Below are 544 nucleotides of genomic sequence, written 5' to 3'. Positions count from 1 at the left end.
CGCCCCCGCGACTGGGACACCGCCGAACGCGAGGGCCGCACCATCACCCCCCTGCTCACCCGCCTCAACGCCATCCGGCGCGCGAATCCGGCCCTGCGCCAGCTCCGCGACCTGCACTTCCACCACGCGGACAAGGAACCGGTCATCGCGTACTCGAAGCGGCAGGGCTCGAACACGGTTCTGGTGGTCGCCAACCTCGACCCTCACCACACCCAGGAGGCCACGGTCTCGTTGGACATGCCGCAACTCGGCCTGGACTGGCACGAGTCGGTGCCGGTGCGCGACGAGCTCACCGGCGAGACCTATCACTGGGGCAGGGCCAACTATGTGCGCCTTGAGCCGGGCCGCGCGCCCGCGCACATCTTTCGTGTTCTGCGACCGTCCACCCCGCAGATCGGAGGGTCACCCACACAATGATCGTCAACGAGCCCGTTCAGGACACCTTCGAGGACACCCCTGCCAAGGATCGTGACCCCGACTGGTTCAAACGTGCCGTCTTCTACGAGGTCCTGGTCCGCTCATTCCAGGACAGCAACGGCGACGG

Annotated in this window: 1 pseudogene; it reads left to right on the top strand. The window is 67.1% G+C overall.

Annotated elements, in window-relative coordinates:
* A pseudogene (locus tag ACP4J3_RS50875) lies at positions 1–417 on the top strand (alpha-1,4-glucan--maltose-1-phosphate maltosyltransferase); the annotation flags it as partial.
* Positions 418–544 lie beyond the last annotated feature (127 nt).

Origin of the sequence: Streptomyces sp. UG1 (genome assembly GCF_049974585.1) — a bacterium.
Taxonomy (GTDB): Bacteria; Actinomycetota; Actinomycetes; order Streptomycetales; family Streptomycetaceae; genus Streptomyces.
The sequence above is the reverse complement of the archived record's forward strand: the minus strand, read 5'-3'. Positions and strand labels throughout refer to the sequence as shown.